The sequence below is a fragment of the Nakamurella panacisegetis genome, from assembly GCF_900104535.1.
GTDB lineage: Bacteria > Actinomycetota > Actinomycetes > Mycobacteriales > Nakamurellaceae > Nakamurella > Nakamurella panacisegetis.
Window position 1 is genome coordinate 1741388 of record NZ_LT629710.1, and the last position, 24632, is coordinate 1766019.

A 24632-nucleotide genomic window follows, 5' to 3' on the forward strand; every position below is an offset into this window, starting at 1 on the left:
GGAAGCAGAGTCCACAGTCAGGCGACGGGGCTGACGACAACACAGCGGCGGGGTTCTTCGCCCTCGCTGGACGACTCGACGCCGGACACGGTGGCCACGGCATCGTGGACGATCTTCCGTTCGAAGGGGTTCATCGGCGGCAGCTTGACGGGCTCACCGCTATCGCGAACCTGCTCCGCCGTCGACACACCGAGATCGGTCAACTCACCCCGGCGCTTCGCCCGGTACCCGGCCACGTCGAGCATCAACCGGGACCGCTGCCCGGTCTCCGCGGTGGCGGCGAGACGGGTCAGTTCCTGCAGCGCATCGAGGACCTCGCCCCGTTCGCCGACCAGTCTGCCGACGTCTCCGTCGCCGATGATCGAGACCACGGCCCGCTCTCCCTCGACGTCCAGATCGATGTCGCCATCGAAATCAAGGATGTCGAGCAGGCGTTCGAGGTAGTCGCCGGCGGCGTCGCCTTCGGCGACCAGGAGTTCATGCTTGCTCATCCGCTTTTCGGTCCCCGAGCTGGACTCGTCAGGCTCAACGGCGTCCGCCGGGGCATCCTCAGCGATTTCGTCGCTCACGGTGGTGCTGTTGTCAGTCATCGCTTACCTCTTCTGTTCGCATGCAGGTCATGTTCGCCCCTGTCCGTCGCACACAGCCGCGGCGCCGGTCGGGGTCGGGCTCAGCGCTGGCCGGGCTTCTTCTTCTTGGCGTTGGTAGGGGCCGGTCGAGGCGCCGAAGTGTCCGAGACCCTGCCCGTCGGGAGATCGGCACTGCCGCCGCCCCCAGTGCCACCGGCAGCCCCATTCTTCGACAGGCTCGGTCCCCCGGCGGCCCGCGACGAACCATCGTCCGGACCGTTTCCCGACCGATTGGTCGAACCGGGCTTCTTGGACGGCTGAACCACGGGTCGCTTCGCACCGGTCGCCGGCTTTGCACCGGCCACCGGTCGGGTGCCCGGCTTGGTACCGGCGGTCGGGCGGGCTCCCGGGGCGGGACGCGTGACCGGACGGGCACCGGGTGCCGGCTTGCTGAACTTTGCGGCTTCCTTCGCCTCTTCCACGATCTTCGACTCGGCCAACATCTTCTTGTCCTGGATGCGGTGTGCGACATACAGCTGACCGAAGGTCCAGGAGTTGTTGGACAGCCAGTAGAACAGGATGGCGAGCGGGAAGAACGGACCACCGACCACGACGAACAGCGGGAACACGTACTGCATCAGCTTGTTCATGATCGCGGCCTGGGGTGCCGCTTCCTGGTCACCCTGCAACTGCTTGGTGCGGGCGATCGAACGCCGGCTGGTCAGGAAGGTGGCAATGCCGGCCAGGATGGTCAGCGGGATGCCGACGGCGATGACGGTGGAACGGATGCCATCGAGACCCTCCGGTCCAAGGCCGATCGTCGCCCCCTTCGTGACCCAGGGCTGCGTCATGTAGGCGGACAGCGGCGCCCCACCGAACAGCTTCGCGTCGATGAATGACTTGACGTCCGACGCGCCGAAGAAGTAGTTCTCCCCCTGGTTGGGCTTGAACGACCGCAACACGTGGAACAGACCGATGAATACGGGGGCCTGGACCAGGGCAGGCAGGCAGCCGCCCAAGGGATTGACCCCGGCCTCCTTGTTGAACTTCTGCATCTCCTCGGCGAGACGGGTGCGGTCGTCCTTGTACTTCTCCCGGAGCTTCTTCAGCTCAGGCGCGACGGCCTGCATCTTCATCTGCGAGTTCATCTGCCCCATGAAGGGCTTGAACAGCAGGCTGCGAAGCGTGAAGACGAGGAAGACGACGGACAGCACCCAGGCCCAGCCGTTGTTCGCTCCGAGGAACGAGCCGAACACTTTGTGCCACACCCACATGATCCCGGAGACCGGGTAGTAGATGTAGTCGAGGGAGAAGAAGTCAAAGCTCTTCACGCGGCATTGCTCCGGGGGGTTGGCGCCTCGGCTGCTGCCGGCCGCGCATCGGGATGGTTCTCGGCGGAAGGTGCCGTTGGGTCTGGGGTGGTCGGCTCCTGGACACGCTCGGAGGCGTGCTCACAGACGCTCGACACAGAATTCACACTGACTGAACTACCGAATCGCGCGCGACGTTCCCGCGCGGGCGGAACCGGATCCATACCGCCTTGGTGCCATGGGTGACACCGACTCAGTCGGCGCACAGCCAACCAGGTGCCACGAAAAGCGCCGTGCACCTGCAGCGCCTCGACCGCGTAGCTGCTGCACGTCGGGTAGTACCGACAGCTGGCCGGCAGGCTCGGCGAGATGAACCGCTGGTAGAACCGGATCGGCGCGATCATCACCCGGGCGAAGGTCGACGTCACGATCGCCCCCCGGCAGGCGGCACGGAACGACCGGGAGCCGAAGCCGACCGGCCGGCCTTTCGCACGGCGGCAGCCAGACCCGACCGCAGATCCTCACCGAGTTCAGCACTGCTGGCATCCGCAGCCGTCGGCAGCGCCCGGATCACCAGATCCATCCCCGGAGCCAAGGTCAGCAGTTGTTCGCGGACCAGCGGGCGGAGACGGCGGGTGATCCGGTGCCGGACGACCGAGTTGCCAACTTTCGCGGAGACGACAAAACCGGCGCGCGGTGGTTTGGGCTGCCCTGTGGGCAGTAGGTGGACCACCAAGCGCCGGGTGCCGGCACGCCGACCGGTGCGCACCACGGCTGCGAATTCCGCCGCGGAGTGCAGGCGAGCATCAACAGGCAGCACGACTACGCGGTCAACGTGCGGTCGGCGGGACGTCAGGCCGAGATCTTGTCGCGGCCCTTGCCGCGACGAGCCGACAGGATCGCGCGGCCGGCGCGGGTACGCATCCGGAGGCGGAAGCCGTGGACCTTGGCCCGACGACGGTTGTTCGGCTGAAAGGTGCGCTTGCTCAAGGTGATCTCTCCAAAGTTCGAACTGCGGGACCGACTGCTCCGCCGGGTCGGGGACAACAACACGACCGGCGAGAACAGCACCGCTCGTAACGCCGTCCATCGCCAGGCAACCGCCGACCGAGACGATCCCCGATGGGGATTCGCTCTGCGGACGTCCGCCCGGATCAGATCCGGTCGAACTCCACGCTCGGACATCGCGCGCACGAGGAACATGCACGCAAAAGCCACGCCGTTTCATCGTTCAAACGGCATGCAGCAGCCCGGCACCGTACGGGTCTGTGACCAGGGTAGAGAGTCGGACCCGCAGGGGTCAAACTCAGACCCACACGACAATCGCGACACGCCGACGCAGATGCTTGCGTCGCCCGGGCACCTTGTGGGAACGGCCGATCTGTTGTTAGCGTTCCCCGGCCATGACCCGCACAACCCGGGTCGCCATCCGTCCCGAGCGCCAGCTGGGGTCCGGTCCTGTGACCGGATTCGACCGATCGCCTGCGTCGTCGTCTGCCGTGTGATAGTTATCCACCGATAGTTATCCACATCCGGTGGACAACTCTGTGGATGGACGACGCGACGCATCAGCTCCAGGGAGGGACTTGCCGGTGGCAGACGATCCCCGTGACCCTCCAACTGACCTGAAAAACGTCTGGCAGCAAGTCGTTTCGGATCTGTCCTCGTCACTGACATCGCACCAGCGAGCCTGGCTGTCCATCACCGACCTGGTCGGGTTGATCGGGACAACGGCCCTGATCGCGGCCCCTTCGGGCTTCGCCCGCGACACCATCGAACGGACCCTGCGCGACCCGATCACGGCCGCGCTCTCCGACCGGATGCAGCTCCCGATCACCCTGGCCGTGACCGTCAGCGAGGCAGCCGCGACGACCACCCTCGACGGGGTCGACCCGATCGCCACCGCGGCGTCCGGATCAGCCATCGGACGGGTCGGCACCGGGATGGACGAGAACGGCGGTCTGAACGGCTCCGGCCCCAACGGCGGCGCATCCAACCCGGCCCGGGACGAGTCCGACGACGACTACGTCGACGAGGAAGCCGATGCGCTGGCCGCCGTCAAGGAGATCTGGCCGACCTACGCGGTACGTCGGGACACCGTTCCGGCCAGTTCGGCCCAGACCCGCCTGAACGAGAAGTACCACTTCGAGACGTTCGTCATCGGCTCGTCCAACCGCTTCTCGCACGCGGCCGCCGTTGCCGTGGCCGAAGCACCGGCGGTCGCCTACAACCCGCTCTTCATCTGGGGTGACTCCGGGCTCGGCAAGACCCACCTGTTGCACGGGATCGGCCACTACGCGCAACGCCTGTTCCCTGGCATCCGGGTGCGCTACGTGTCCAGCGAAGAGTTCACCAACGACTTCATCAACTCGCTGCGTGACGATCGCAAGGTCGCCTTCCAACGGCGCTACCGCGACGTCGACGTGTTGCTGGTCGACGACATCCAGTTCCTTGAGGGCAAGGAGGGGACGCAGGAGGAGTTCTTCCACACCTTCAACACCCTCTACAACGCCAACAAGCAGATCGTCATCTCCTCGGACCGGGCTCCGAAGCGTCTGGAGACGTTGGAAGACCGGTTGCGGACCCGGTTCGAATGGGGTCTGACCACCGATATCCAGCCGCCCGAGCTGGAGACCCGCATCGCCATCCTGCGGAAGAAGGCGTCGCTGGACGGACTGAACGCGCCCGATGACGTCATGGAGTTCATCGCGAGCCGGATCGAGCGGAACATCCGCGAGCTCGAGGGGGCGCTGATCCGGGTGACCGCCTTCGCGTCGCTCAACCGGCAGCCGGTCGACCTGTCCCTGGCCCAGATCGTGCTCCGCGACCTGATCCGCGACTCGGTCTCGAACGACATCGACGCGGCCACGATCATGGCGGTGACGGCCGAGTACTTCAACGTCACGTTGGACGAGTTGTGCGGCCAGTCCAAGACCCGGGCCATCGCGTCGGCCCGGCAGATCGCCATGTACCTGTGCCGGGAGCTGACCGACCTGACGCTGCCGAAGATCGGCAGTACGTTCGGTGGCCGCGACCACACGACCGTCATGCACGCGGCCAAGAAGATCCGGAACGAGATCGCCGAGCGGCGGCAGACCTACGACCACGTGCAGGAACTGTCGGCCCGCATCCGCGATCGGTCGCGTCGCTAGCTTCGGTCCCACCATCGATCGGTGCCGCCTGCGGCGTCGGCCGTCCTGGGTGTCACGTTGTGTTCCCAGGGTTGTCCTGGCCCCTTTCCCTTCACTGGTGACGATCCCACGAACGTCCCGGCCGTACGGCGCACGGTCTGGATGTCGGGATCGCCCGGGACCAGACTGTCGATCCGTCCCGCGGCGGCCAGGGCCGAATTCGACTCGCCCCCCGCGGAACGCCGCGTTTCGGCTGCTCTCGCCCGGTAGATCAGCGCCTGGAGGGCCGGCCACCGCCTCAGTGAGCCGCTGAGCGCCGTTAACCACCCGCCGGCCCGGACCACCCGGGCCGGAGCCCCGAAGAAGTGCCATCGAGCCCGCCACGGCGTCCATCACTCGCACCCTCATGTAGAGGTCCAATGCTCGCCGCGCCGGTGACGCCACGCCGGACAGGACAGCAAATTCGCACCACATTGACCATGCACACTGTGTGGACAACCCTGTGGATGAATGGGGACTAGCGGGGGACAACCAGAACCGTCGTCCGGCCGTCCCCAATCGCGCCGGTTGTGCACGTCCGCCGTCAGACCCTCCGTCCCCAACGCGCCACGCCGTGTGGTCAGCAGGGTTCGGGCCCTGTCCACACAATCCACACTGCCTACTGTTACTGCTGTTTCTTCTTCTAGAAGGGAAGTACTTCAAGGTTGAGTGTGTGGATCGGCCGGCCCGAGCCTGCGGTCGGAGACACCCTGGGGTGACGACGGCATCGCTTTGGCCGTACGGTTGCACTCCCTGGACCAGAAACAGCCAGCGACGCCACCGACTCGACTGCCCCACCGGATCCACCAGCAATGTCCGCCACCCGAACACTCCTTGCCTCCCGATCGCCTCGATCCACCGTCTCCCGTATTCGAGCACGCACCACCGACAGCCGTCCTGACCAGCACTGATGCTGCTCCTGGCCTGTCACTCGGCAATACCCGGCACCACCACCTGAAGACGTCCACGCCCAACCTGAGCGGCCTGACCGCCGCAGTTGCCCAAGGTCCATTTCGGAGGATCGATGAAGTTCCGCGTCGCCCGCGAAGACCTCGCTGACGCAGTTGCCTGGGTCGCCAAGTCGCTGCCCAGCCGCCCGCCGGTGCCCGTACTCGGTGGCATCCTGCTCGAGATCAACGGTTCGACTCTGGTCGTGGCCGGCTTCGACTACGAGGTCTCGACCCGGGCCGAGGTCTCGGTCGACGCAGAGTCCGGCGGCCGCGTTCTGGTGTCCGGTCGGCTCCTGGCCGAGATCACCCGTGCCCTGCCATCGTCCAAGCCGGTCGACATCGCGGCCGAGGGGTCTCGGGTCACCATCACCGGCGGGTCGGCCCGATTCACGCTGCCGACCATGCCCGTCGAGGACTACCCGCCGCTTCCGGAAATGCCGGCCGCATCCGGCAAGGTCGACGCCTCGGCGTTCGCTGCGGCCGTCACCCAGACCGCGGTCGCCGCGGGCCGTGACGACACCCTGCCCATGCTGACCGGCGTGCGCGTCGAGATCGAGGGCGAGAAGCTCACGCTCGCCGCCACCGACCGGTTCCGCCTGGCCGTCCGGGAACTGACCTGGACCCCGGACGCCCCGGACATGTCGACCGCCGTGCTGGTCCCGGCCCGGACCCTGGCCGACGCGGCCAAGAGCCTGGGCGGGGCGAACGAAGTCATCGTCGGCCTCGGCGACGGATTGCTCGGTCTGCAGGCCGGCGGCCGCCGCACCACCGTCCGGCTGCTCGACGTGGAGTTCGTGAAGTACCGCTCGCTGTTGCCGAGTGAGCACACCACCACCGTCGACGTGCCGGTCAGCGAGCTCGGCGAGGCCATCAAGCGGGTGGCCCTGGTCACCGACCGCGGACATCACCTGCGGATGCAGGTCACCGACGGTGTGCTGACGCTGACGGCCGGCGGTGACGACGAAGGTCGGGCCGAAGAGGCGCTCCCGGTCGAGGCCGACGGCGCCGAACTGCTGATCGCCTTCAACCCGTCCTACCTGCTCGACGGCCTCGGCGTGCTGCACGCGGACACCGTCCGACTGGCGTTCACCACGCCGTCCCGGCCGGCGCTGCTGTTGCCGCTGGTCACCAAGGACGACCAGACCACGGTCGACGCGGCCTACCGCTACCTCGTCATGCCGGCCCGCCTCCCCGGCTGACGCGATGTACGTGCGACACCTGTCGCTCGTCGACTTCCGGTCCTGGCCGGCGGCCGAGTGGCCGCTCGGCCCCGGCGCCAACGTCCTGATCGGCCGCAACGGGGCCGGCAAGACCAATCTGGTCGAGGCGTTGGGCTATCTGGCGACGCTGTCGTCGCACCGGGTGGCCGGCGATCAGCCGTTGATCGCCCGCGGTGCCGAGCGTGGCATCGTCCGGGCGGCGGTGGTTTCCGACGGTCGCGAGCTGCTGCTGGAGATCGAGATCACGGCGGGGAAGGCGAACCGGGCCCGGATCAATCGGGCGCCGGTCACCCGCTCCCGCGACATCCTCGGCGTGCTCCGCACCGTGCTGTTCGCCCCGGAGGACCTGGCCCTGGTCCGCGGTGACCCGTCCGAACGGCGCAAGTTCCTCGACGACGTGCTGATCATGCGCACCCCCCGCCTGGCCGGCGTGAAGTCGGACTACGACCGGGTCCTGAAGCAGCGGAGTGCCTTGCTGAAGTCGGCGGGACCCCGCCGCCGCTCGCCCGCCGCCGATCTGTCCACCCTCGACGTCTGGGACCAGCACCTCGCCTCCGCCGGGGCGGCGCTGCTGCTGGCCCGGCTCGAGCTGGTCACCGAGATCACCCCGCACGTGGTCGCGGCCTATGCGGACCTCGCACCGTCGTCGGACGCCATCGACCTGGCCTACCGCTCCTCTCTCGGCGACGCCCTGCCCGGAGTGGGACGAACCGCGGCCGACCTGGAGGCCGCACTGCTCGCCGAGATGGTGCGGATCCGACCGCAGGAGCTGGAGCGAGGCGTCTGTCTGGTCGGGCCCCATCGGGACGACCTCGAACTCCGGCTCGGTGAGGGCCCGGCCAAGGGGTATGCGTCTCACGGTGAATCCTGGTCGTTCGCCCTCGCCCTCAAGCTGGGCAGCTTCTCCCTGCTCCGTTCCGACGGGGTGGATCCGGTGCTGGTACTGGACGACGTTTTCGCCGAACTGGACACGTCGAGGCGTGACCGGTTGGCCGAACTCGTGGCCGACGCCGACCAGGTGCTGATCACCGCGGCGGTCCCCGGCGACGTACCGGCCAGGTTGGCGGGCAACCGTCATCTGGTCGCCGATGGCCGGATCGAAGCCGTCACATGAGCCTTGCCACCCATTCGTTTGTGGACAGATCTGTGGATGATGTGGACAAGCCCACCACTATCGGTTGGTGTTCTGTGGACAACTCGGCGGGATCGGTGAACAGATGAGCACCCCGAATGACGACGACCAGCGGCCCGGTCCGGCGAAGCGGGGTCCTGACCTGGCCCGAGACGCCCTGAACGCGGCGCGTGCGCAGTCTGCCGCGCGCAAGAAGACGGCGGCCCAGAATCCACAGGCCAACCCCAAGGGCCGCCGCGCGGGTTCGGCGGCGTCACTCCAACGGCGGCGATGGTCGGGATCGGGACCGGACGCCCGGGACCCGGCGCCCCTGGGCGCGACGATGAAACGGTGGCTGGGTGACGTCGGGGCCGGTGCTGATCTGACCAAGGCCACCGTCCTGGGCCGCTGGGCCGAGATCGTCGGACCGGACATCGCCGACCACTGCGAGCCGGTGTCGCTGGTCGACGGTGAACTGGTGCTCAGGGCCGAATCGACCACCTGGGCCACGGTTCTCCGGGGTATGGCCCCACAGATCGTGGCCCGGATCAACAAGGAGGTCGGACACGGGTCGGTGCTGCGGGTCCGCGCCCAGGGCCCGTCCAGCCCGTCCTGGCGGTTCGGCCCGCGCCACGTGTCCGGCCGGGGGCCGCGCGACACCTACGGCTGATCGTCCCTCGGTGCTGATCGACCGGGCATCGATCAAGACCGAGACATGGAAATACCCGGGCATGGATCAATACCGGGGCATGGATCAACTTCACCGTTCTGGGACGCATGGGGCAGAAGTCGTCAACTTCAGCCGTGCCTGCGAAGTTGATCCACGCCGACCACGATCCACGCCGACCACGATCCACGCCGACCACGATCCACCCGACCACGATCCACCCGACCACGATCCAGGTCGACCACGATCCAGGAACCGCACGGACCGCACGGACCACGCCGACTGCGATCCGCGACCCACGATCCACGGACGAAGGGGACGGATCCGGCGGACGCGCGGGACCCGTCTCTCGGGCCTGACGGGCGCGAAAGCCCGCGACCATCAGTCCGACGGGCCTGTCCGGAGCCGCCACGGCGATTACAGGGCCGCCGCCAAGCGTCCGTTACCGGTCGGACCTAGTAGAATCGAGGAAGCGGGGCTTTTCCGGATTCTCCTGGCGTCTCACGGCCCTCTGGTCGCGGCCAAGACCACGGGACTGGTCCCGGCGGCACCCATGCAGCGCAACCTGCGCGCCGAACCGGGCGAGCGGGCCGCATCAGCACGCACCGAGCGAAAGAAGCGATGAACACCTGTGGCCGAGAAGAGCAAGTACGGCGCCAATTCCATCACCGTCCTGGAGGGCCTCGAAGCCGTCCGTAAGCGTCCCGGCATGTACATCGGCGACACCGGCCCCACCGGCCTGCATCACCTGGTCTGGGAAGTCGTGGACAACTCGGTCGACGAGGCAATGGCCGGTTTCGCCGACACCGTCAAGGTGACGCTGCGGGCCGACGGCGGCGTCGAGGTGGTCGACAACGGCCGTGGCATCCCGGTCGAGATGCACCCCCAGCAGAAGAAGCCAACGGTCGAGGTCGTCATGACGATCCTGCACGCCGGCGGCAAGTTCGACTCCGAGTCCTACGCCGTCTCCGGTGGCCTGCACGGCGTCGGCATCTCCGTCGTCAATGCCCTGTCGACCAAGCTCGAGGTGGAGATCCACACCGGCGGCTCGTCGTACGAGCAGACCTACACCAGGTCCAAGCCCGGTCCCCTGACCACCACCGGAAAGTCGAACCGCACCGGCACCACCATCGTCTTCTGGCCGGACGACACCATCTTCGAGACCGTCGAGTTCTCGTTCGACACCATCACCCGGCGCCTGCAGCAGATGGCCTTCCTCAACAAGGGCCTGACCATCATCCTGCGCGACGAGCGGATCCGGTCCGCCGACGCTGCGGCCGAGGTCCCGATCGAGAAGACTTTCCACTACCCCGGCGGCCTGGTCGACTACGTCCGTCACCTGAACGCCACCAAGGACCCGGTCCACTCAAGCGTCATCGGCTTCGAGTCCAAGGCCGAGACGATGGAGGTGGAGGTCGCGATGCAGTGGAACTCCTCCTACAACGAGTCGGTGCACTCGTTCGCGAACACCATCAACACGATCAACGGCGGTACCCACGAGGAAGGCTTCCGGGCCTCGCTGACGACGGTGGTCAACAAGTACGCGACCGAGAAGAAGCTGCTCAAGGAGAAGGACGACAAGCTCTCCGGCGAGGATGTCCGCGAGGGTCTGGCCGCGATCATCTCGATCCGCCTGCGCGAGCCGCAGTTCGAGGGGCAGACCAAGGGCAAGCTCGGCAACACCGAGGCCAAGTCGTTCGTGCAGAAGGCCTGCAACGAGCACCTGACCGACTGGTTCGAGCGGAACCCGGCCGAGGCGAAGATCATCATCTCCAAGGCGATCTCCTCCTCGCAGGCCCGCAGTGCCGCCCGTCGGGCCCGTGACCTGGTCCGACGCAAGGGCGCGCTGGAGATCGGCGGTCTGCCGGGCAAGCTGAAGGACTGTCGCTCGACCGATCCGGCGAAGTCCGAGCTGTACATCGTGGAGGGCGACTCCGCCGGCGGCAGCGCCGGCGCCGGACGCGACTCGATGACGCAGGCGATCCTTCCGATCCGCGGCAAGATCATCAACGTGGAGAAGGCCCGCATCGACCGGGTGCTCAAGAACACCGAGGTCCAGTCGATGATCACGGCGCTCGGCACCGGCATCCACGACGAGTTCGACGTGTCCAAGCTCCGCTACCACAAGCTGATCCTGATGGCCGACGCCGACGTCGACGGCCAGCACATCCGCACCCTGCTGCTGACCCTGCTGTTCCGGTTCATGCGGCCGCTGGTCGAGGAGGGCTACGTCTACCTGGCCTGCCCGCCGCTGTACAAGCTGAAGTGGTCCAAGGGCGGCCATGAGTTCGCCTACTCCGACCGGGAACGTGACGGTCTGATCAAGGTCGGCACCGAGGCGGGCCGCCGCCTTCCGCGTGACGACGGCATTCAGCGCTACAAGGGTTTGGGCGAAATGGATGCCAAGGAACTGTGGGAAACCACAATGGATCCGGCGCACCGATTGCTGATGAGGGTAACTCTGGATGATGCCGCCACGGCGGACGAGTTGTTCTCCATCCTGATGGGTGAAGACGTCGAAGCGCGGCGTTCCTTCATCACCCGCAACGCCCGCGACGTTCGTTTCCTGGACTTCTGATGGGTTGCGGCCCTGGTGTTCTCGATCTTGACGCGCTCCCCGCGTCGAGCATCGGGAAGGACTCCAGGGCCGCACCCGGCTAACGCTGGTCAAGCGACACAACGTCACGAACTGCCCGTTTGTACACATCGTCCATCCACATGTGGACACCGCCTTTCACCCGTTCGGTGAGGGCACAGATCTGGAAGGCCCCTAGACGTGACAGGCCCCACTGGCCCGGAAACACCGCAGAACGACCGCACCGAACCGGTCGACATCGAACAGGAGATGCAGCGGTCGTTCATCGACTACGCGATGAGCGTCATCGTCTCGCGTGCCCTGCCCGACGTTCGTGACGGCCTGAAGCCGGTGCATCGTCGGGTGCTGTACGGAATGTACGACTCCGGCTTCCGGCCCGACCGCGGCCGGGTCAAGTCCTCCCGCGTCGTCGGCGACGTCATGGGTAACTACCACCCGCACGGTGACAGCTCGATCTACGACACCGTCGTGCGGATGAGCCAGCGCTGGTCGCTGCGCTACCCGTTGGTGGACGGCCAGGGCAACTTCGGCTCCCCGGGCAACGATCCGGCGGCCGCCATGCGGTACACCGAGTGCCGGATGTCGCCGCTGGCCATGCAGATGCTGGCCGGCATCGACGAGAACACCGTCGACATGATCCCGAACTACGACGGGAAGACCACCGAGCCGACGGTCCTGCCCAGCCGTATCCCGAACCTGCTGGTCAACGGCAGCTCTGGTATCGCCGTCGGCATGGCCACCAACATCCCGCCGCACAACCTGCGAGAGGTGGCCTCGGCCGTCATCTGGTCGTTGCAGAACCCGGACGCCAGCGCCGAGGAGCTGGCCGAGGCCGCCATCGAGCGCGTCCCCGGCCCGGACTTCCCCACCGGAGCGCTGATCGTCGGCCGTGACGGGATCGCCGACGCCTACCGCACCGGCCGCGGGTCGATCCGGATGCGGGCCGTCGTCGACATCGACGAGGACGCCAAGGGCCGGACCATCCTGGTCGCCAAGGAACTCCCCTACCAGGTCAACCCGGACAACCTGGTCGAGAACATCGCCCAGCTGCACAAGGACGGCAAGATCACCGGCGTCGCCGACATCGCCGACGAGTCCAGCGACCGCATCGGCATGCGCATCGTCATCACGCTCAAGCGGGACGCGGTGGCCAAGGTGGTGCTGGCCAACCTGTTCAAGCACACCAGCCTGCAGACCTCGTTCGGCGCGAACATGCTGGCCATCGTCGACGGGGTGCCGCGCACCCTGCGGCTCGACCAGATGATCAGCTACTACGCGGCCCACCAGATCGAGGTCATCACCCGCCGGACCCAGTACCGGTTGGACAAGGCCGAGGAACGGGCCCACATCCTGCGCGGCTACGTGAAGGCCTTGGACGCGCTGGACGAGGTGATCGCGCTGATCCGCCGGTCGGAGACGGTCGACGTGGCCCGCGAGGGTCTGATCGAACTGCTCGACATCGACGCCATCCAGGCCAACGCCATCCTGGAGATGCAGTTGCGCCGGCTGGCCGCCCTCGAGCGTCAGCGGATCATCGACGAATTGGCCGAAATCGAGGTCATCATCGCCGACCTCAGGGACATCCTGTCCAACGACGCCCGCAAGCGGCAGATCATCATCGACGAGCTGACCGAGGCCACCGACAAGTGGGGCGACGACCGTCGCACCAAGATCGTCCCCTACGACGGAGACGTGTCGATCGAGGACCTGATCGCCGTCGAGGACGTCGTCGTCACCATCACCCGCACCGGCTACGCGAAGCGCACCAAGACCGACCTGTACCGGGCGCAGAAGCGTGGCGGCAAGGGCGTCCAGGGCGCGGCGCTGAAGCAGGACGACATCGTCGCCCACTTCTTCGTCTGCTCCACCCACGACTGGATCCTGTTCTTCACCAACAAGGGTCGCGTCTACCGGGCCAAGGCTTACGAACTGCCGGAGGCCAACCGGACGGCCCGCGGCCAGCACGTGGCCAACCTGCTCGCGTTCCAGCCGGACGAGAAGATCGCCCAGGTCATCCAGATCCGCAACTACGAGGTCGCGCCGTACCTGGTGCTGGCGACCAAGGGTGGTCTGGTCAAGAAGAGCGAGCTCACCGCGTTCGACTCCAACCGCACAGGCGGCATCGTCGCGATCAACCTGCGCGACGACGACGAGCTGGTCGGGGCCGTGCTCTGCTCGGCCGACGACGACCTGCTGCTGATCAGCGCCGAGGGTCAGTCCATCCGCTTCCACGCCACCGACGAGGCGCTGCGGCCGATGGGCCGGGCCACCTCCGGGGTGCTCGGTATGCGGTTCAACTCCGGTGACGAGCTGCTGTCCATGGACGTGGCCCGCCCGGGCATGTATGTCCTCGTCTCGACCGCGCGCGGTTACGCCAAGCGCACGGAGATGGACGAGTACCCGGTCCAGGGTCGCGGCGGCAAGGGCGTCCTGACCATCCAGTACGACCGTCGTCGCGGAAAGCTGGTCGGCGCGTTGATCGTCGATCTGGACGCCGAGGTCTACGCCATCACCTCCGGTGGCGGTGTGATCCGGACCACGGCCAAGGAGGTCCGCAAGGCGAAGCGCCAGACCATGGGTGTCCGTTTGATGAACCTCCAGGAGAAGGACAGCCTGGTGGCCATTGCGCGGAACGCCGATGCCGGAGACGATGCGGTGGTCGATGGAACTGTTGACGGACCAGTTGGGGGCGCAACCACCAGCGGTCCCGGCGCGTCTTCTACCGATACGGCTGTGCCTGAGGTAACGGAATCGGGTGCGGTGGACGACTCGGCTAACGATTCAGAGACTGACGGAGGTACGGAGTGACGACTCCGCGAGCGACACCCGCCGGCGTGCCCGGCACGGCCCAGGCTTCGGCGAGCACGGTAGCGCCCGCCCGGCCGGCGGGTGCGATTCCGGCCGGTCCGGTCGGCACCAACGGCTCTGCAACGCCGTCGCCGTCGGCCTCGTCGGACCGCGGAACCTCGGCCACCGCCGCCCCGCGCAAGACCAAGGGCACACGGCGGCCGCCTCGACTGGCATCGTTGCAGCTCAAGCGGGTCGACCCGTGGACGGTGCTGAAGATCAGCCTGATCGTCGCGATCGTGATGTTCTTCGTCTGGATGATCGCCGTCGGCGTGCTCTACCTGTCCCTGGGCTCGATGGACGTGTGGACCAGGATCAACACCACTTACAAGACGCTGGTCACGCCGGACAGCGGCACCGGCACCACCGGCGACCTGATCACCCCGTCCGGGGTGTTCCTGGTGACGGCGGTCATCGGCGCCATCAACATCGTGCTGTTCACGGCCCTGTCCACCATCGCGGCGTTCGTCTACAACGCCGCGGCCGGCATGTCCGGCGGCGTGGAAATCACGCTGGGGGAGCGGGACTAACCATCTCCCGTCGAATGGCCGGTCACCCACGGGTGACCGGCCATTCTGCTGCGTGGGGTGCCCTTGTGTGTGGACCGGCTCACGCTCAGTCCGGCGCGCCCAGTTCGCGGAGCCGGCGGCGCAGGAAGCGGCGTTCGGCCGCCGTCGGGGCCGCGGCCAGGGCATCTCGGTAGGCCTCGAGGGCCATCGGGGTCCGGCCCGCGCGGCGCAGCAGGTCGGCGCGGACCGCCGGGACCAGGTGGTATCCGGACAACCGCGGATCCGTCTCCACCTGGGACAACGCGGCCAGACCGGGATCCGGACCGTCACGGAAGCCGATCGCCACCGCCCGGTTCAGCGCGACGACCGGCGAGTCCTGCCGCCGCAGCAGGGCGTCGTAGCAGTCCACGATGCCGGCCCAATCGGTCTGGTCGGCGCTCGGCGCGGTGCTGTGCCGGGCGGCGATCTCCGCCTGCAGGCGGTACGGGCCGGCGGTGCGTCCGGTGGCCCGGGCGGCCAGCAGGCAGTTGATCCCCTCGCCGATCTGGCGCTGGTTCCACCGGCTGCGGTCCTGCTCGTCCATCGGGACCAGGTCGCCGTCGGCGTCCAGCCGGGCCGCTCGCCGGGCCTGCTGCAGCAGCAGGAGAGCCCGCAGGCTGTGCACCTCGTCGTCGTCCGGGAGCAGTTCGGCCAGCAGGCCGGACAGGGTCAGCGCCTCGACCGTCAGGTCGTCCCGGACGCCGTCGCCCTCGGTGGCCGAGTACCCCTCGTTGAACAGCAGATAGACGACGGCCAGGACGCCCGCCGTCCGCTCGGCCAGCCGGTGGGGCGCGGGCACCTGGAACGAGATCCCGGCGTGGGTGATCTTGTTCTTGGTGCGGAGCAGCCGCTGACCCATGGTCGCCTCGGAGACCAGGAAGGCCCGGGCGACCTCCCGGGTGGACAGCCCGGACACGGTCTTCAGGGTGAGCGCGACGCGGCCGGCCAGGGGTAGGGCCGGGTGGCAGCAGGTGAACAGCAGGGCCAGGCGATCGTCGGATGCGCTCATCTGCGTGGGCTCCCGCTCGCTCAGCCGTTGCAGGACGGCAAGTTTCTCCCGTTCGGTGCGCCGCCGCCGCAGTACGTCGATGGCCCGCCGTTGCGCGATGGTGGTCAGCCAGGCCAGCGGATTGTCGGGCAATCCGTCGTGCGGCCATCGGTCCAGGGCCCGGACGGCCGCGTCCTGGACGCAGTCCTGGGCCAGCTCCCAGTCGCCGGTGATCCGGATGAGGCCGGCCACGATGCGCAGCCGGCCCTCGACCATGGCGCGGTCGAGGGCAGCCGCCACGTCGGGCGCGGGCGTGGGCTGGCGCAGGGCTTGGGCCGGGTGCGGGGGAGTGGCGCCGCTCGGAGGAGCGGCGCCACCCGCCGGGCCGGTGGTGATGGTCAGCCCTCGTCCATCGGCCAGAACGGCCGGACCTCGATGCGGCCGTGGTGGGCCATCGGATGCTTGGACGCGATCTCGATCGCCTCGTCCAGGTCGTCGCACTCCAGGACGTCGAACCCGACGACCCATTCCTTGGACTCGGTGAACGGGCCGTCGGTCAGCAACAGCTCGCCGGAACGGACCCGGACCGTGGTCGCGTCCTCCCGCGGCCGCAACCGATCGCCCATGACCCACTTCCCGCGGCTGTTGACGTCGTCGAACCAGGCCTCGATATCGGGGGCGGCGCTCCGGTCGGCGTCGGGCTCGGTGTCAGTGGCTACGAACATCAGGTACTTCATCGCAGATCTCCTACTCGTCAGGGGCTGTACGCACCCTAGGACGATCGGGGGCCGGGGAATCCGACACCCGGCGGCCGGAATCTCGGGACGGATCGCGCGAAGGGGCATTACCCAGCCGTTACGGCTCCCGAGTGCACTGGCGACCATGAACAGATCTCTGGGTGCGGCCGCCCTCGCCGGGGTCGCGTTGGTGCTCGTGGGGTGCGGGAGCAAGTCGGGCCCGACGGCCGCCGACGTGCAGGTCGAGTCGACATCGCTGGCCGCGGCTCAGACGTCGCCGACCACCAGTGCGGACCAGGGGTCGACCGTCACGGCGGTCGATCCGTGCCAAAAGCTGAGCAAGGCCGATGTACAGCCGTTTTTCACGGTCCCGATCGTCATCGAAGTCCCGGAGCCGTGGAACACCGCGACGACCAAGGCGTGTTCGTTCTCCAGCGCCGGCACGCTGGCCACCACGTTGAGCGTCAAGATCACGGCCGGCGAGGACGCGCAGACCATGGCTCTGCTGAACCAGGGGAGCACCGATCACACCACGTTCGGCGGTGTCGGCACCTCGGCCTGGCACCTGAAGGGCAGCACGGAGATGACGGCTCTGGAGGGCACGTCATCCAACCCGGTGTTCTGCAGCATCAGTACCACCGGCTGGAAGGAACTGGCCGGCAAGAAGGACCTGGCGGACGTCACCAACATCCCGGATGCCGCGGCGACGACCATCGCTGAGCAGTACGGGACGTTGTGCAACAAGATCTTCGGCAACGGAACCTCCTCCGCAACCATGACGGTCGCGGCCCCGGCGACCGGTGGCTCCGCGGCGACCACGGCGCCGTCCGGCTCGGTACTGCCGGTGGGCAGCACCCTGGCCGGCCTGCTGCCACTGCCTGAGGGGATGGACTGCAGCGGCTCGAAGACGACGGTGGATTCCGAGGGCACGACCTGCGTAACGACCTTCGCCGACGCTTCGGCGGCCTACAACTTCTTCCTGGCCCAGCTGCCGGCGAAGGGTATGACGATCGACAAGATCGAACCCCCGAAGGCCGGGTCGACCGTCGTTGGCATCACCTTCAGCGGCGGCGGGACGGGGATGTTCGATTCGTTGAGCATCGTCAACGGCGTTGTCCGCATTTCGTTGCAGAAACAGTGATCACCGATCGGGAGCGATGAGGATGCCGTTCGTATGTTGGTCCGTGCCGATCTGGCCGCCGAGCAATGTGGATATGGCGAGGGCAGCCGCTTCCTCCGCTGACATCGGTTCTGCATCAGGCGATCCGGTGGGGGCGGGGAGGGTCGCCGGCGCGGGCCGATCACCTCTGGCTCGCAGTTCCGCGGCGGTCGCCAGAAGCCTGTCTCGCCCGGGCGAGCCGGGGTAGAGAAGCGTTGTCGTCTCCAGGCAGAGGGCCAGCGGATGGTCGTAGGTCAATGCGCGGGCGGCCCGGATGGCGGCGATGGCTCGGTCGGTGGCGTCGCGGCGATGTCCGCCGGCGTGCAGGGCGCGGGCCAGCAGGGCGCGGACCAGAGGTAACTCTCGCTCGACGCCAAGAGTGGTGGCGATCTCGTCGGCGGTCCGGCCTAAGGAGATCGCCTGAGCGACGTCGCGGTCGGCCAGCGAGATCCCGCACCCGGCCGTGAGGAGGACGACCCGCGCGATGCGACGTCCGTCCGGGTGCAAGGTCAACCCCTCGGCCAGGAGTTCGCGGGCCTGGGGCAGGGCGCCGACCTGCCAGGAGATCATCACTGCGGTCGGGAGGGCGGAGGCCAGCTGCTCGCTCGAGGCACGGCGCCGGCAGGCCCCGAGCGCGGCCAGGGCGAAATCGGCCGCCGCCGGGTCACCTCGTTCGGCCAGTACCGATCCGACGCCCATGGCCGCCCCGACGTACAGGTTGTGCTCGCCGAGCCGATCGGCGACGGCGACCGACTCCTTGACATAGGTGACCGCCTCGGCCCCCCGGTCGAGGTCGTCGGCGATACCTCCGAGATAGATCAGCGCACGGGCGGCGAAATCATCATGGATGCCCCGCAGTTGCCGGACCGCAGTGTCGAGGATGCGCAAAGCGCTCTCGGCGTCACCGGTCCAGTAGCTGAGAAATCCGTGGGCGAAGTTGGCCAGGCCGGTCCAAGGGGTTTCCGGGGCGTGCTCCAGGAGCCGGGACAGCCAGAAGATGCCCTCGGAGACGTTGGTGGCGGCCCAGTACCGGTGCAGCCGGAAGGCGATCTCCAGACCTCGCTCCCGGTTGACGCATCCGTCGACCGCAGCGGCCAGAAGCGACCGTACGCTGCCGCCGAGCTCGGCGATCGCGTCGGCGAAACCGGTCGGCGTCGCCGTCGCGTTGTCGGGAAGCAGGCTTCGGATCGTGTCGGCCAGACGGCCGAAGGCGGCTTGTTGTTCGCCGGGGGTGAGTTTGGTCGTGGCGAAGGTCTGGATGTCGTCGTCCAGCTGGTACCGCCATCGCGGGCCCTCACGGTCGACGGTCAGCAGCGCGCGGTCGGTCAGTTCGCGCAGGATCCGGATGACACGTACGGGTTGGACGTCGGCGTCCGAGACGACGCTGCGAATCAGGGGCAGCCCGACAGGGCCACGTAGGACGGACAGCCGCCGGAACACTGCCGCCTCGTCGTCGCGCAGGGGCGCGTAGCTGTGCTCGAGGACCGCCGTGAGCCGGTCGGACGGGGCGTCGGCGAGTTCTTCGAGAAGGTCGGCGGGTGACATGACGGTGAGCTGGGCGGCGATCAGTTCCAGCGCCAGCGGTAGACCGGCGCAGCGTTGGCACAATGCGCTGATCAACGATGACATGCCGTCGTCGAAGGTGATTCGGCCGCCCCCCTCGGCGACCCGGTGAAGCAGCAATTGGACCTGCGGGTTGGTCAACAGGTCGGTGCCCGGATGGATGGGATGCAGCGGGTTGAGTCGGAGGACGCGTTCGCCGTCGACCCCCAGGGCGGATCGGCTGGTGGCCAGGATGGTGAGATTCGGGCAGGACTGGAGGAGCTGGCTGACCAAAGACGCGACGCCGTCCCCGGCGTTCTCGCAAGCGTCCAGCACGAGCAAGGTCCGGCCGAGCGGCGCGAAATGATCAGCGATGGCTGTGGCCGGGTCGGCGTCTCCCAGCGTCAGGCGAAGGTCCAGAGCGACCTGCGACGCAGCCAGTTCGTCGTCCTGGGCAGTGACCGTGATCCAGGCGGCCTGACGCCCGGTCGACGCCTTGGCCGCCAGTCTGGACTTCCCGATACCGCCGCGACCCGTGAGAGTGACCAGGCCGGGGTCGTGGAGGGCCGTCTCCAGTTCCCGCTGTTCGCGCTGACGTCCGACGAACGCGCCGGGTTGGAGCGGCACCCGGGGGCTGGTGCTCGGAGCCTCGGACCTCAGGGCGTGGAGATAGACGGCAACGGTTTCGGTGCTGGGGTCGATACCCAGTTGCTCGGCCAGCAGCGTCCGGCAGTGTTCGTAGGCCCGGACCGCGCCGGTGCGGTCGCCCGCCGCGCCGAGCGCGGTGATCAGGAGGCGGTGCGCGGGTTCATCCAGCGGACGGTGTTCCAGGAGGTCACGGGCGGTACGGGTAGCCGTGGTGTGATCGCCGCGGGTGATGGCGTCGGTGATGACGATTTCCGCGGCCCGCGAGCGGATGTGGTCGATCGCCTCGCGGTGCGCGCGCAGCCAGGCGGCGTCCTCCTGGGGGAGCAGGTCGTCAGGGTTCAGCTTGGTGAGGGTGTCCAGTTCCGTGTGGTTCTCGAGGTCGCGGCGGGCGATGCGCAGGTCGGTCTGGGCGGTCGGGTGGAGGGCGTAACCCGCGGGTTCGGTGGTGATCAGCTGCTGGTGGCCCAGGCCGATGGGGGACAGGGTGGTGCGCAGAGCCCGGATGACGCCGCGCAGCGCGGGCTGCCAGGTCGGTGGCGGCGCTCCGGCCCAGATGATGTCGGCCAACCGCTCGGCCGGCAGTGGTCCGTCAGCCAGCGCTAGTGCGACCAAGGCGACGCGGGCCCGGCGGCCGCCGAGTTCCAAGCCGCTCAGTTTGAGGTCGCCGTTGGTCACAGCGACTGCTCCGAGCACATCGACCCGCACGTGGGAGAGTGTAGGACGGTGGCCTGTGGCCTGCGATTTTGGCTGGTAGTGCCGGTTACGGTAGTCTCAGATGTCGCGGCGCCCTTCGGAGCATGTCTGTCCGAGATGGCGCCGTGAGTGATGTGAGGGCCTGTAGCTCAGGCGGTTAGAGCGCTTCCCTGATAAGGAAGAGGTCGGAGGTTCAAGTCCTCCCAGGCCCACGTTGTTCGCGATGTATTCCGACTGAAAAGGACGGCGCTCATGAGGAAGCTTCTTCTTCTGCTTGCACTCGCCGGAGGCGCGTTCGTGCTGGTCAAGAAGCGCCGCGACGCCGCCGCCGCCGAGGCCGCCCTCTGGGACGAAGCCACCGGCGCCAAGTAACACCCCGGCCCGACCGAGACCCGCAGTTCGCGGTGTCCGGTCGGGCTTTTGACTTGTCCGGTCTCGGTCCGGGACGGGTCGCCCAGTTTTCTCACCCCGGTGGTCGCCGGACCGCCGGGGTGAGGTCTGGGGACGTAGCTCAATTGGCAGAGCACCGCCTTTGCAAGGCGGGGGTTAGGGGTTCGATTCCCCTCGTCTCCACTCTTGTTTTCGCTGATCAGACTAGGTGTAGGCGATCTTGGGCTGGCGCGCTCGGATGCGGTGCCCACATCCGTGCCCACAATTTGTGGTGATCGCCCATGATTCATGCTGGTCAGACGGGCTGAATCGAGAAAGTTTGCGACCGCGTCGAGGTCGTCAGGGAACAGATCGGCGCAGGTGTCCAGGGTGCGCGATGCACTCTTGTGGCGGGGCATCTGCTGCACCGCCTTGACGTTGGCGCCGGCGCTGATCGCTAGCGAAGCCGCGGTGTGCCGGAGCTCGTGCGCATGGAAGCCCGCGGGCAGCTCGGCCTCGACGACCGCCGTGTTCCACCACGTTGGCCGGGCGTTGCCGACGCGCAGCACCGTGCCCTTGGGGGAGCGGAACACCAACTCGTCCGCCGGCCGGCCCTCGATCGCCGCGGCCAGCCGGTCGAAGATGGACGCGGGGATCGGCACCGCCCGCTTGCTGTGGCCCTTCGGGTTCTTTCAGACCAGGCCGCCCTTGGTGTCGACCACCGTCCGGTAGATCGAGGTGCGGCGCCGGTCCAGGTCGATGGACCCGACCTCCAGCGCCGCCATCTCGCCCCAGCGGATCCCGGTATACGCGAGGGGCGGATGACGTCACCCCACCGCCCGGCCGCTTGGGCGAACGCCTCCACTTGGGCGTGGGACAGATACCGGCGCGGGCTGATGTTAGGGCGGGCGATCTTGACGCCGTAGGCCGGGTTCCGCGGGATCCGCTGGTCCAACACCGCCAGATCCAGCGCTTGCGTGAACACCCGGTGCAGCTTGTCGACCATGGCCGCGGCCAGCCCCTTGCGAGTGAGCTCGGTGCACCAGCGTCGGATGTCGATGTGCCGGACGTCGGCCAGGCCGACCTTGCCCGCTTGGGGACGATGTGTTCGTTGATGATGCCCTCGGACCGGACCTGGCTCGAGCGCGCGAGGTCACCTCCGGCCGGCTAGCTCGGTCGTTACACCTTGTTCGTCCTCGACCCCACGGCCGGTCGGCGGTGCCTTGAATCCAAATAACATTAAGAAGTCCAAACGACTCTAAAGATCGCTGCTGTCGTCGATGCCTGGTCAACCCCTTCCATGCCAGCTTCGGAGTCAGCCCACCGTTGCGGGTCGGCGCGAGGCGGTCTTGGAGGATTTCGTCGAACCGCCCGAACACGGGCCCGTCTCCGAACGACACCGGCTACGCTTCGCGCGCCTTTGCCGAGTCGCGGATGCCGATGGCCCAGCGATGGAGGGTGTCGCCGAACTGGTTCGTGTGGCTGGTCTCCGACGCCGCCGGTTGGATCACCGGAAGACGATCGACCCCGACGGTGGATGGGCCTTCGCGGCGACGTTGCGCCCCGGCTCCCGACCGGGTAGCCGGCGCCGTCCACCGAACCGACACCATGGTCACCGTGCCGACCAGGGCCGCCGCCGTCGCGGTCGGGCAGGGTGGTTTCACAGCCCGAGATCGCGCCCGATCAGTTCTTTCATGATCTCGTTGGTGCCGGCCCAGATCTTCGTGACGCGTGCATCCCGCCAGGCGCGGGACACTCGGTACTCGTTCATGTAGCCGTAGCCGCCGAACAGTTGCACGCAATGGTCGAGCACCTCGTTCTGGGCCTGTGATGACCACCATTTCGCCTTCGCCGCGCCGACTGCGGTGAGGCTTCCGGCGCAATGGGCGACCACACACTGGTCGACGTAGGTCTCGGCCACCTCGATCTGCGTGAACAGCTCGGCCAGTAGGAACTTGTTGTGCTGCAGCGAGCCGATCGGCTGACCGAACGCTGTGCGCTGCTTGGCGTAGGCCAGCGTCTCCTCCAGGATCTGCTTGGCGTGGGCGACGTTCGACACGGCGGAGCCAAGTCGCTCCTGCGCCAGATTGCTCACCATGTGGCCGAAGCCGCCATTCAAGTCGCCGATGACGGCGTCGTCGCCGAGCCGGACGTCCGTGAAGAAGAGCTCGGCGGTGTCCGACTCGTCCTGGCCGGCCTTGTCGAGCTTGCGGCCCCGGTCGAAGCCGGGTGTGGTGGTGGGTACCGCGAAGAGGGTGATCCCGCGGGAGCGCTGGGCCGGGTCCGTGCGCGCCGCGACCAGTACCAGGTCGGCCGAATAGCCGTTGGTGATGAACGTCTTTGATCCGTTCAGCACCCAGCCGTCGCCGTCGCGGACGGCGGTGGTGCGCAGGGCGGCCAGATCGGACCCGCCCGACGGCTCGGTCATGCCGATCGCCAACAGCGTCTTGCCGGAAACCACCCCGGGCAGCCAGCGCGTGCGCTGCACCGGCGTGCCCAAGCGCACCAGGTAGGGCGCGGTGATGTCGGCGTGCACGGCGACACAACTCGGGTAGGCCGCGGCGACCTTCGAGAGTTCCTCGAGCAGAACGGCATTGAACCGATAGTCGGCCGCGCCACCACCGCCGTATTCTTCGGGGACCTCCAGACCCAGCAGGCCGGCCGACCCGGCGGCCGTCCAGAATTCGCGGGGAAGACCCTTCGCGGCGATGTGCTTCCCGGTGTTCGGATGCACCGAGCGCTGGACGAACGCGCGGACCGTGGCCCGGAAATCCTCGTGGTCGGTGTCGTAGATCCGATGCATCGTGGGCCCTTCCGTGGCGTTGCGGGTCGGATGAGGTGGGGAGGTGCCGTGACGATGAATTGTCCGAGCAAGGGCACAACCGTGTCAGGGGCGGACGATGCGCATGGCGAAATCAACATTGGCGCGGGCGACCGCCTCGGCATCGCGGCCCGGTGCCGCCTCGAACCAGCGGACCAGGTCGATGCCGAGCGAGAGCAGGGCACGGCCGGCCGCGCCCACGTCCAACTGCGCGAAAGCGCCGCTCCGCTCGCCGGACCGCAAAGCTTGCACCATCAGCTCCTCGAAGCGGTGACGAAGGTTGATCACGGCTTCCCGGTGGTCGCCGCGCAACGCCCGTAATTCGTACTGCACCACCCGACCGACCTGGGCGTTGCGCAGATGCCACAGGCTGAACTCGTACACCATGCGCTGCAACCGTTCCGTCGGATCGTCGGTCGATCCGAAGGCAGATTCCAGCACGGCCAGCGCCTCCTGGTGGCCACGCAGGCTGACGGCGAAGAGCAGATCCTCCTTGGACTCGTGGTGGATGTAGACGGCGGCCGGGCTGCGCTGCGCCCTGGACGCGATGTCGCGGGTCGTGGTGCCGTGGTAGCCCTGTTCGGCGAACGCCTCCACGGCAGCGTCGAGCAGTCGTTGCTGCGCCACGGTGGTGGTCATCAGGTGGTCCTCGGGTCTTCCGGGTCGGATGGACAGTGCTTGGCATCG

Annotated in this window: 19 protein-coding genes, 2 tRNA genes and 2 pseudogenes; 11 read left to right on the forward strand and 12 right to left on the reverse strand. The window is 67.7% G+C overall.

Features of this window, described 5'->3' with window-relative positions; genetic code table 11:
- Positions 1 to 17: 17 nt before the first annotated feature.
- The 5 genes and pseudogenes from BLS97_RS07655 to rpmH form a co-directional block, all read right to left on the reverse strand.
- On the reverse strand, positions 18 to 590 hold the full coding sequence (locus tag BLS97_RS07655) for a Jag family protein (protein WP_090475462.1): 573 nt from the start codon (positions 588 to 590) through the stop codon (positions 18 to 20).
- 80 nt (positions 591 to 670) lie between these two features.
- Positions 671 to 1900 (reverse strand): membrane protein insertase YidC, encoded by a 1230-nt coding sequence (yidC, locus tag BLS97_RS07660; protein ID WP_231988409.1) that lies wholly within the window; start codon positions 1898 to 1900, stop codon positions 671 to 673.
- Positions 1901 to 2070: 170 nt separating this feature from the next.
- Positions 2071 to 2283: pseudogene (gene yidD / locus BLS97_RS24450) on the reverse strand (membrane protein insertion efficiency factor YidD); the annotation flags it as partial.
- Positions 2284 to 2303: 20 nt separating this feature from the next.
- Positions 2304 to 2699: a ribonuclease P protein component gene (gene rnpA, locus BLS97_RS07670; protein WP_090475463.1), complete on the reverse strand. Its 396-nt coding sequence runs from the start codon at positions 2697 to 2699 to the stop codon at positions 2304 to 2306.
- A 32-nt stretch (positions 2700 to 2731) separates the two neighbouring features.
- Positions 2732 to 2869 (reverse strand): 50S ribosomal protein L34, encoded by a 138-nt coding sequence (rpmH, locus tag BLS97_RS07675; RefSeq protein WP_090481643.1) that lies wholly within the window; start codon positions 2867 to 2869, stop codon positions 2732 to 2734.
- Between the two features lie 602 nt (positions 2870 to 3471).
- Between rpmH and dnaA the strand changes: the two genes are divergently transcribed.
- The 7 genes from dnaA (at position 3472) to BLS97_RS23785 (ending at position 14970) form a co-directional block, all read left to right on the forward strand.
- Positions 3472 to 5031 (forward strand): chromosomal replication initiator protein DnaA, encoded by a 1560-nt coding sequence (gene dnaA, locus BLS97_RS07680; RefSeq protein ID WP_090475464.1) that lies wholly within the window; start codon positions 3472 to 3474, stop codon positions 5029 to 5031.
- A 1042-nt stretch (positions 5032 to 6073) separates the two neighbouring features.
- Complete coding sequence (gene dnaN, locus BLS97_RS07685) at positions 6074 to 7198, forward strand: DNA polymerase III subunit beta (protein ID WP_090475465.1); 1125 nt, start codon at positions 6074 to 6076, stop codon at positions 7196 to 7198.
- Positions 7199 to 7202: 4 nt separating this feature from the next.
- Positions 7203 to 8333 (forward strand): DNA replication/repair protein RecF, encoded by a 1131-nt coding sequence (gene recF / locus BLS97_RS07690; protein ID WP_090475466.1) that lies wholly within the window; start codon positions 7203 to 7205, stop codon positions 8331 to 8333.
- 103 nt (positions 8334 to 8436) lie between these two features.
- Entirely contained in the window at positions 8437 to 9000 is a 564-nt protein-coding gene (locus tag BLS97_RS07695; protein WP_090481646.1) for a DciA family protein, read from the forward strand.
- Positions 9001 to 9628: 628 nt separating this feature from the next.
- Positions 9629 to 11575 carry a DNA topoisomerase (ATP-hydrolyzing) subunit B gene (gene gyrB / locus BLS97_RS07705; RefSeq protein WP_090475468.1) on the forward strand — a complete coding sequence of 649 codons (1947 nt, stop codon included), beginning with the start codon at positions 9629 to 9631 and terminating at the stop codon, positions 11573 to 11575.
- A gap of 267 nt (positions 11576 to 11842) precedes the next feature.
- Entirely contained in the window at positions 11843 to 14401 is a 2559-nt protein-coding gene (gene gyrA, locus BLS97_RS07710) for a DNA gyrase subunit A (protein WP_090481649.1), read from the forward strand.
- Positions 14398 to 14970: a DUF3566 domain-containing protein gene (locus BLS97_RS23785; protein ID WP_231988411.1), complete on the forward strand. Its 573-nt coding sequence runs from the start codon at positions 14398 to 14400 to the stop codon at positions 14968 to 14970. Before gyrA ends, BLS97_RS23785 begins: the two co-directional genes overlap by 4 nt.
- A gap of 85 nt (positions 14971 to 15055) precedes the next feature.
- Here BLS97_RS23785 and BLS97_RS07720 read toward each other — a convergent pair whose 3' ends face one another.
- Both BLS97_RS07720 and BLS97_RS07725 read right to left on the reverse strand, forming a co-directional pair.
- Positions 15056 to 16252 (reverse strand): RNA polymerase sigma factor, encoded by a 1197-nt coding sequence (locus tag BLS97_RS07720; protein ID WP_090481654.1) that lies wholly within the window; start codon positions 16250 to 16252, stop codon positions 15056 to 15058.
- Positions 16253 to 16374: 122 nt separating this feature from the next.
- Positions 16375 to 16713, reverse strand: coding sequence for a YciI family protein (locus BLS97_RS07725; protein WP_090475469.1), 339 nt, complete (start codon positions 16711 to 16713; stop codon positions 16375 to 16377).
- 145 nt (positions 16714 to 16858) lie between these two features.
- Between BLS97_RS07725 and BLS97_RS07730 the strand changes: the two genes are divergently transcribed.
- Positions 16859 to 17854, forward strand: coding sequence for a hypothetical protein (locus BLS97_RS07730; protein WP_090475470.1), 996 nt, complete (start codon positions 16859 to 16861; stop codon positions 17852 to 17854).
- Here BLS97_RS07730 and BLS97_RS07735 read toward each other — a convergent pair whose 3' ends face one another.
- Entirely contained in the window at positions 17855 to 20767 is a 2913-nt protein-coding gene (locus BLS97_RS07735) for an AfsR/SARP family transcriptional regulator (RefSeq protein WP_090475471.1), read from the reverse strand.
- A gap of 126 nt (positions 20768 to 20893) precedes the next feature.
- Here BLS97_RS07735 and BLS97_RS07740 point away from each other — a divergent pair.
- The 3 genes from BLS97_RS07740 (at position 20894) to BLS97_RS07745 (ending at position 21328) form a co-directional block, all read left to right on the forward strand.
- A tRNA-Ile gene (locus tag BLS97_RS07740) sits at positions 20894 to 20967 on the forward strand.
- 40 nt (positions 20968 to 21007) lie between these two features.
- Entirely contained in the window at positions 21008 to 21127 is a 120-nt protein-coding gene (locus BLS97_RS23790) for a DLW-39 family protein (protein WP_231988414.1), read from the forward strand.
- Positions 21128 to 21255: 128 nt separating this feature from the next.
- Positions 21256 to 21328, forward strand: a tRNA-Ala gene (locus tag BLS97_RS07745).
- 197 nt (positions 21329 to 21525) lie between these two features.
- On the opposite strand, the pseudogene BLS97_RS24455 reads toward BLS97_RS07745, so the two are convergent.
- From BLS97_RS24455 to BLS97_RS07765, 4 genes and pseudogenes are all read right to left on the reverse strand, one after another.
- Positions 21526 to 21795, reverse strand: a pseudogene (locus tag BLS97_RS24455) (tyrosine-type recombinase/integrase); the annotation flags it as partial.
- Positions 21796 to 22527: 732 nt separating this feature from the next.
- Positions 22528 to 22788 carry a hypothetical protein gene (locus BLS97_RS07755; protein ID WP_090475472.1) on the reverse strand — a complete coding sequence of 87 codons (261 nt, stop codon included), beginning with the start codon at positions 22786 to 22788 and terminating at the stop codon, positions 22528 to 22530.
- Positions 22785 to 23927 carry an acyl-CoA dehydrogenase family protein gene (locus BLS97_RS07760; protein WP_090475473.1) on the reverse strand — a complete coding sequence of 381 codons (1143 nt, stop codon included), beginning with the start codon at positions 23925 to 23927 and terminating at the stop codon, positions 22785 to 22787. The genes BLS97_RS07755 and BLS97_RS07760 overlap by 4 nt, the downstream gene beginning before the upstream one ends.
- Before the next feature lie 84 nt (positions 23928 to 24011).
- The gene (locus BLS97_RS07765; RefSeq protein WP_197676462.1) at positions 24012 to 24584 is read right to left on the reverse strand and encodes a TetR family transcriptional regulator; all 573 of its coding nucleotides are present in this window, start codon (positions 24582 to 24584) and stop codon (positions 24012 to 24014) included.
- Positions 24585 to 24632 lie beyond the last annotated feature (48 nt).

Bases quoted from the DNA above. Each gene is read 5' to 3' on its own strand.
- BLS97_RS07655 (WP_090475462.1), bottom strand. From the start codon at position 590: ATGACTGACAACAGCACCACCGTGAGCGACGAAATCGCTGAGGATGCC.
- dnaN (WP_090475465.1), top strand. From the start codon at position 6,074: ATGAAGTTCCGCGTCGCCCGCGAAGACCTCGCTGACGCAGTTGCCTGG.
- recF (WP_090475466.1), top strand. From the start codon at position 7,203: ATGTACGTGCGACACCTGTCGCTCGTCGACTTCCGGTCCTGGCCGGCG.
- BLS97_RS07695 (WP_090481646.1), top strand. From the start codon at position 8,437: ATGAGCACCCCGAATGACGACGACCAGCGGCCCGGTCCGGCGAAGCGG.
- gyrA (WP_090481649.1), top strand. From the start codon at position 11,843: ATGCAGCGGTCGTTCATCGACTACGCGATGAGCGTCATCGTCTCGCGT.
- BLS97_RS07720 (WP_090481654.1), bottom strand. From the start codon at position 16,252: ATGGTCGAGGGCCGGCTGCGCATCGTGGCCGGCCTCATCCGGATCACC.
- BLS97_RS07725 (WP_090475469.1), bottom strand. From the start codon at position 16,713: ATGAAGTACCTGATGTTCGTAGCCACTGACACCGAGCCCGACGCCGAC.
- BLS97_RS07730 (WP_090475470.1), top strand. From the start codon at position 16,859: ATGAACAGATCTCTGGGTGCGGCCGCCCTCGCCGGGGTCGCGTTGGTG.
- BLS97_RS23790 (WP_231988414.1), top strand. From the start codon at position 21,008: ATGAGGAAGCTTCTTCTTCTGCTTGCACTCGCCGGAGGCGCGTTCGTG.
- BLS97_RS07760 (WP_090475473.1), bottom strand. From the start codon at position 23,927: ATGCATCGGATCTACGACACCGACCACGAGGATTTCCGGGCCACGGTC.
- BLS97_RS07765 (WP_197676462.1), bottom strand. From the start codon at position 24,584: ATGACCACCACCGTGGCGCAGCAACGACTGCTCGACGCTGCCGTGGAG.